This window comes from Rhodoplanes sp. SY1 (assembly GCF_046000175.1).
Classification (GTDB): Bacteria; Pseudomonadota; Alphaproteobacteria; order Rhizobiales; family Xanthobacteraceae; genus Rhodoplanes.
In genome coordinates, this window is the sequence record NZ_JBEOMB010000209.1 from 1 (window position 1) to 7009 (window position 7009).

Genomic DNA, 7009 nt, shown 5'->3' on the forward strand with positions numbered 1-7009 from the left:
CCCAACGAAAAACGCTCTAATTCGTCGCGGGAATAGCCGAAGAGCTGCTCGACGTGTGCGTTGACGAACATGACGCGCCCGGCCTGATCCGTGACGATCATGCCATTCGGCGCTGACTCAAACAGCAGGCGCAGTTGGTCGTCGCTGATCATCGGCGGCTCTCTCCTGCTATGGTGCGAGCCTACCGGCACTGCCGGCCGCCCGGCGAAACACGAGTCTGTGATCTTTGGCCGACGTTCGCGCGCCAACGCGCGCGTGCTTTCTGCTTACAACTGCCTCGTACGCCTCCTCTTCGGCATGGCCGCGGTCGTGCGCAAGTTCTTCCAAGAGCGTCTAGCCGACCTGTCCCGGTCCGAAGCGGCCATGCCCGCCGGCCTGATCCGTGTGCCCTCGATCTGCAATCTCACTCGCACTCTGGAAGTCGCGTAGCTTTGCTACGCCATCATGCTGGACGCGATTGTCACGGCCGGTGTGATAAGCGTTGCGGCAGTTGAGAAAGCCAAGCCGGTGCCGGCGCCGTGGTCGGCTCAGCTTGCGGATGCCGGAGCAGTTTCTTGGCTCGACGGAGTACCCGATGCCTGCGGTGTGAAGAACCGCATCACCACGACGAAGAACACTGGCACCCAGAAGACCGCCAACACCGTGGCGGTGATCATGCCGCCGAGGACCCCGGTGCCGAGCGCCTGCTGGCTCGCCGCACTCGCACCCGAGGCGATCACCAGCGGCACCACGCCGAGGATGAAGGCAAGCGAGGTCATGACGATCGGCCGGAAGCGCAGCTCGGCCGCCATGATGGTCGCCTCGACCAGCGGCGTGCCACGGGCCCGAAGATCCTTGGCGAACTCGATGATCAGGATCGCGTTCTTGGCCGACAGGCCGATGATGGTGACGATCCCCACAGTGAAATAGACATCGTTCGGCAGCCCGCGCAGCCACGCCGCGGCGACCGAGCCGACCAAGCCGAGCGGAACCGCGAGCATCACGGCGAACGGGATCGACCAGCTCTCGTAGAGTGCCGCGAGGCACAGGAACACGAACAGGATCGACAGCCCGAGCAGGAAGCCGGCCTGCGAGCCGGCGAGCTTTTCCTGAAGTGATTGGCCCGTCCACGCATAGCCGAACCCGCCCGGCAGGGTGCGCATCAGCCGCTCCATCTCGGCGATGGCGTCGCCGGACGTGTAGCCGGGCGCCGGGCTGCCGGTGATCCGCACCGCCGGATAGCCATCGAAGCCGACAACCTGGGTCGGGCCGACAACCCACGCGACGCGGGCGAACGACGAGAACGGCACCATCTCGCCCGCCGCATTGCGGACACTGTAGGTCAGCAGATCCTCTGGTAGCAGGCGCTTCTCTTCGCCTGCCTGCACGATCACCCGCTGCATGCGGCCGCGGTTGAGGAAGTCGTTTATGTAGCTCGAGCCGAGATTGGTCGAGAGGGCGGCATTGATGTCGGCGAAGGTGACGCCGAGTGCCGCCGCCTTGCGTCGATCGATGTCGAGGCGCACCTGCGGGGCGGGCGGAAGCCCCTCCACCACCAGCTCGCCGAGCACCGGCGAGCGCTTCGCCGCCGCGAGCAGTGCGTCCTTGGCCGCCATCAGCGCCTCGTAACCACGCTGCGAGCGGTCCTGCAGGCGGAAGCTGAAGCCGCTGGTGGTGCCCAGATTTGCCACCGGCGGCGGCGCGAGCACCGACACCTCGGCATCGCGGATCCTGGCGAGCTCCGGGTTCAGGCGGGCGATCAGCGCCGCCGCGCTTTCGTCCGGGCCGCGCTCGGACCAGTCCTTTAGGGTCACGAAAGCCTGCGCCGTGTTGGCGCCCTGGCCGAAGAAGCTGAAGCCGGTGACGAACGTGACCTTGTCGACGCCGGGCGTAGCCGCCAGCGTCTTCTCGACGCTGCGCACCACGTCGAGCGTGCGGTTAGCGCTGGCGTCGGCGGGCGCCAGCACGTCGACCATCACGAAGCCCTGGTCGTCCACGGGCACGAAACCGCCGGGCAGCCGCCAGAACGCATAGCCGAGGCCGGCGAGAAGCGCGACATAGACCAGCATGAAGCGCCCGCCGCGCGCCACCATCCAGCGCGTCGCCGCGCCGTAGCTCCGGGTCACCCGATCGAGACGGCGATTGAACCAGCCGAAGACCCCGCGCGTGGCGTGGCCGTGGCCCTTCTCCACCGGCTTCAGCAGGGTGGCGCAGAGCGCCGGCGTCAGCGACAGCGCCAGGAACGCCGAGAAGCCGATCGACACCACCATGGCGGCCGAGAACTGCTGATACATGATGCCGACAGAGCCGGGGAAGAACGCCATCGGCACGAACACGGCCATCAGCACCAGCGTGATGCCGATCACGGCGCCGGTGATCTGCTCCATCGCCTTCTCGGTCGCGGCGCGGGGCGGCAGGCCCTCCTCGGCCATGATCCGCTCGACGTTCTCCACCACCACGATGGCGTCGTCGACCAGGATGCCGATCGCCAGCACCATGCCGAACATGGTGAGCACGTTGATCGAATAGCCGAGCCCGAGCAGCACGGCGCAAGTGCCGAGCAGCGCGATCGGCACCACGATGGTGGGGATGATCGTGTAGCGGATGTTCTGCAGGAATAGGAACATCACCAGGAACACCAACAGCACGGCCTCGGCGAGGGTCAGCAGCACCTTCTTAACCGAGGCGGCGATCACCGGCGTGACGTCGTAGGACACCTCGTGCTTGACGCCCGGCGGGAAGAATGCGGCGAGCTCCGCCATCCGGGCCTTGACCGCCTCGGCGGTGGCCAGCGCGTTGCCGGTGGGCGCCAGCTGCACCGCCACGGCGGCCGCCGGCCGCCCGTCGAGCCGAGTCGAGAAGGCGTAGGACAGGCCGCCGACCTCGATGCGAGCGACGTCGGCGAGCCGCACGGTCGATCCGTTCGGATTGGCCTTCAGCACGATCTCGCCGAACTCATCCGGCGATTCGAGCTGGCCCTTGACCAGCACCATGTTCTGCAGGCGCTGGCGGGTCGGCGACGGCTGGACGCCGAGCAGACCCGAGGCGACCTGTGCGTTCTGCGCCGCGATCGCCTTGTCGACGTCCTCGGCGGTCAGGCCGAGCCCGAGCAGCTTGTCGGGATCGAGCCAGATGCGCATCGCCCGCTCGGTCGAGAACAGCCGCACGCGGCCAACGCCGGACAACCGGCGCAGCTCCGGCAGCACGTAGCGGGTGGCCACGTCACCGAGGCCGATCTCGTCGAGGCTGCCGTCGGTCGAGGTCAGGGTGACGAACTGCAGGATGGCGCTGCTCGCCTCGGTGATGACGATGCCCTGCTGGCGCACCGCCTCGGGCAGCCGCGGCTCGATCCGCTTGATGCGATTCTGGACGTCGACCGACGCCTGGGCGATGACGGTGCCGGGCTTGAACGACGCGATGATCTCCACCTCGCCGGTGGTGTCGCTGGTCGACTCGTAGCTGAGGATGCCGGCGGCGCCGTTGAGCTCCTCCTCGATCAGGCGCGTCACGCCGAAATAGAGGTTCTGGGTTGATGCACCTGGATAGATCGTAGAAATCGAGATCGAGGGCGGCGCGATGACCGGATACTGCGCGATTGGCAGGAACGGGATCGCCAGCACGCCGGCAAGGCAGATGAAAATCGCCACCACCCAGGCGAAGATCGGGCGGGCGATGAAGAAGCGCGACATCGGGACGGTCTCCGGCGACGGGCGAGGCGATCAGTTGGAAGCGGCCGGCGTGTCGGGGCCGGGGCTCCGCCACGGCACCGGCGTGACGGAATCTCCTGGCGCGAACTTCTGGAAGCCGTCGACGACGATCCGCCAGCCCGGCTTCAGCCCGTCCTCGATAAGCATGCCGGCGTCCAGCGTGCGTCCCGCCCGCACCGGCTGCAGCGTCGCGCGTCCGTCGTCGTTGACGACGAACACGGCGCTGCCGCCCGCCGTCGTGCGCTGCACGGCCTGGGCCGGGATCACGATCCCGTCGGTGTCGATCGCCTCCTCGATCTGCACCCGCACATACATGCCGGGAAGCAGGTCGGCCTCCGGGTTGGGGAACTCGCCGCGCAGTGTCACCTTGGCGGTGCCGGGATCGACGCTGACGTCCGAGAACAGGAGGCGACCCGGAAACCTGTAGGTCGTGCCGTCGTCGAGCAGCAGCCGGACCCGCGCCGCTTCCGGCGACACGCTCTTGAGGCGCCCCTCGGCAAGGTCGCGCTTGAGCTGGTTGAGCTCGCCGACCGACTGGGTGAAGTCGGCATAGATCGGGTCGAGTTGCTGTATGGTGGCGAGATGCGTCGTCTCGTTCGGGTTGACCAGTGCGCCCTCGGTCACCAGCGCCCGTCCGATACGGCCGCTGATCGGTGCTCTCACGGTCGCCCAGTCGATGTTGAGCTGAGCTTGGCCGACGGCGGCCTTTTGGGCCGCCACCTCGGCCTCGGCCTGACGCTCGGCGGCGACCGCGAGCTCGTATTGCGCCTGGCTGGTGGCCTGAGCAGGCAGAAGCGTGCGCAGCCGGTCCTCCTGGCGTGAGGCCTGGTAGAGCACCGCCTCCGCCTTGGCGAGCGCCGCGCGCGCCCTGTCGAGCTCGATTTGAAACGGAGCGGGATCGATCCGGTAGAGCACGGCGCCGGCCTCGACCAGACTCCCTTGCTGGAAGCTGCGCTCAACCACGATGCCGCTGACGCGGGGCCGCACCTCCGCGATCCGCATCGGCGTGATACGGCCCGGCAGTTCCTTGGTGAGCGTCACCGAAGCGACCTCGACCTTGAAGACGCCGACTTGGGGCGGGTTGTTCGTCACCAGGGCCGGTCCAGGGTTCTGGTCACCGCAGGCAGCAAGCAATGCGCCGACCATGACGACAATGATGACACCGGTCAAACCGGCCGGAAAACGTTTAGTCACAGACGCAATCTCGAAAAGAACAGGCATCGGATCAAATGTTCCAAATCGCAGCCGCCCGGACCGGACGAAGGCCCCGGCGATTCGTGGATCGTCTGAACGGATTAGTCGCGCATATGTGCATCTTTAGCAGGTTTATTAGTAGAACGCTTGTCGGGTGGCGACGGATCATTCGCCGGCCGCGCCGGCAGGCGCATGATGTCGCACCCTGATGCACCCGCCGTGCAAGAATGTTTCGGGCAATTTAACAAGATATAATCGGAGCGGCGCAGTCTAACGCCGTTTGCTCAAGTGCAATTGATCCTTCCGCCGCACGGTCACGGCGGCCCTGTTCGGCGGCGAACCGTTGCCTTCATCGACCACTGCGGGGTCAGTGAGTTCCGCAGCGCGGACATGCATCATGACAGGCGCGGCACCACGGCTTGCCACACGACGGACAGGGCGCCTGGCCGGTCGGCTCGGTGAGATGCAGCGCCTCGTCGCAGACGAGACGCGCGCGCTCGAGGCCGGCGCCCCAGTCGCACGGCGGCACCTCGGCGGCGCGGGCAGTTGCATGCCAGTCGAGCCGGAGGCGCCGCTCGCTCTTGCGGCGCTTGATCACCACCTCGAAATGCCGCACCGGCGCATACACGGCGAGCCCCTGTACCCAGTCGACCGTCACCCGCAGCGCGAAGTTGTGACGCAGATCGTCGAGCTTCGCGGCGTATTCCCGCGCGACGGCGGCGATGCGCTGCGTCTCGCGATTGCGGTCGGCCTCGGCCTTCTCGCCCGTCGCGGCCGAGAGGGCGGCGAGCTTGCGGACCGACGCAGTGCGCAGGTCGTCGTGATAGGCGTGAACGCGGCCGCGGTCGCGTTCGAACCGCCGTCGCATGGCGCGCAGGAACGGCTCGAGCTCCCGCCGGACCCGGAGATCGAGCAGCGGCGGAAGTCGCGCCGCGAGCGCCGCCGGGTCCGAGCCACAGCCGGCGGCGCGGCGGACGTCCGCGATCGGCGCCTGCCAGTCCGCGTCGGCCGCCAGGAGATGACGCAGGCGCTTGCCGATGTCGTCGATGGCCGCTCCGGTCCCCTCGTTGAAGGCGAGCCACACCAACCCCTCGCGCTTCTCGTCCGAAACGGCGGTGTAGCGGAACGCGAGCAGCAGGCAGCGCGCCCATCCCTCGGTGACGCCATGCAGGCGCCAGACCGCGTTGGGAAGATCGAGCGCCTTGTCGAGGATGCGGGTCGGGTCGCCGACCGGCGGGAGCGGCACGTCGAGCTGCCGCTCGGCCCACCGCCCGCGCTCGCCGAGGAGGCCGCCGAAGCGGTCGAGCCAGTCGCCGTCGAGACCGACCGGCAGCGCCCCCGCCGGCATCTCGACGCCGAAGCCGAGCCGGGCCAGCTCCGGCCAGCCCATCACTGCGCGCACCGGATCCGGAGCCAGCACCTCGAGCCCGTCGGGCTCGATCGGCTCGACGGCGGCGCCTTCGATCTCCAGCACCTCGGCCACGAACTCGCGCAACGCGCCCATGCCGCCGCCCCTACGCCGTCTCGAAGTCTTCGCCGAACAGCGCCTCGTCGAGCGCCTTGGCGTCCTCGTGCTGCCGGCGCGCCTCGCCGAGGCGCTCGCCGAGAGCGTCGAAGGCGGCGGAGCGCGCCGCGTCGGTGGTCTCGAGCCAGGCGTCGAGCACGAGGTCCGGGAAATCGCGCTCGCCGTCGAGGTCGCCGAGGATCGCCCCGACCTCGCCGACCACCAGCTCGAACATGGCGATCTTCTCTTCCAACAGGGCGAGCACCTGCTCCTCCAGCGTGCCGCGGGTCACCAGGTTGAAGACGAACACCTCCCTGCTCTGGCCGATGCGGTCGATGCGGCCGATGCGCTGCTCGATCGCCATCGGGTTCCACGGCACGTCGAAATTGATCAGGGTGTTGCAGAACTGGATGTTGCGGCCCTCACCGCCCGACTCGGTGCACAGCAGCACCGGCGCGGCGTCGCGGAAAGCAGCGAAGGCGAGGCCAGCCTCCGTGAGCAGCGCGGCGAGGCGGGCGAGAGTCTCGCGGGAATGAACGAACACCAGCGTCTTCTCGGCCGGATTTCTGCGCAGCAGGTCGACCAGCGCCGCCTCCTTGGCCCCTTTGCCGAGCGCGGCGAAGCG

General features: G+C 68.1%; 5 protein-coding genes. All 5 read right to left on the reverse strand.

From position 1 onward, the window contains the following. On the reverse strand, positions 1 to 152 hold a 152-nt coding region (locus ABTU92_RS28360; protein ID WP_408094926.1), incomplete at its 3' end, for a PAS domain S-box protein. Between the two features lie 375 nt (positions 153 to 527). Beyond that, complete coding sequence (locus ABTU92_RS28365; protein ID WP_408094923.1) at positions 528 to 3668, reverse strand: multidrug efflux RND transporter permease subunit; 3141 nt, start codon at positions 3666 to 3668, stop codon at positions 528 to 530. A 30-nt stretch (positions 3669 to 3698) separates the two neighbouring features. Continuing rightward, a complete protein-coding gene (locus tag ABTU92_RS28370; RefSeq protein ID WP_408094927.1) occupies positions 3699 to 4832 on the reverse strand; it encodes an efflux RND transporter periplasmic adaptor subunit in 1134 nt (377 codons plus the stop codon). Between the two features lie 415 nt (positions 4833 to 5247). Then, complete coding sequence (locus tag ABTU92_RS28375) at positions 5248 to 6384, reverse strand: hypothetical protein (protein WP_408094924.1); 1137 nt, start codon at positions 6382 to 6384, stop codon at positions 5248 to 5250. A gap of 10 nt (positions 6385 to 6394) precedes the next feature. After that, on the reverse strand, positions 6395 to 7009 hold a 615-nt coding region (locus tag ABTU92_RS28380), incomplete at its 5' end, for a helicase-related protein (protein ID WP_408094925.1).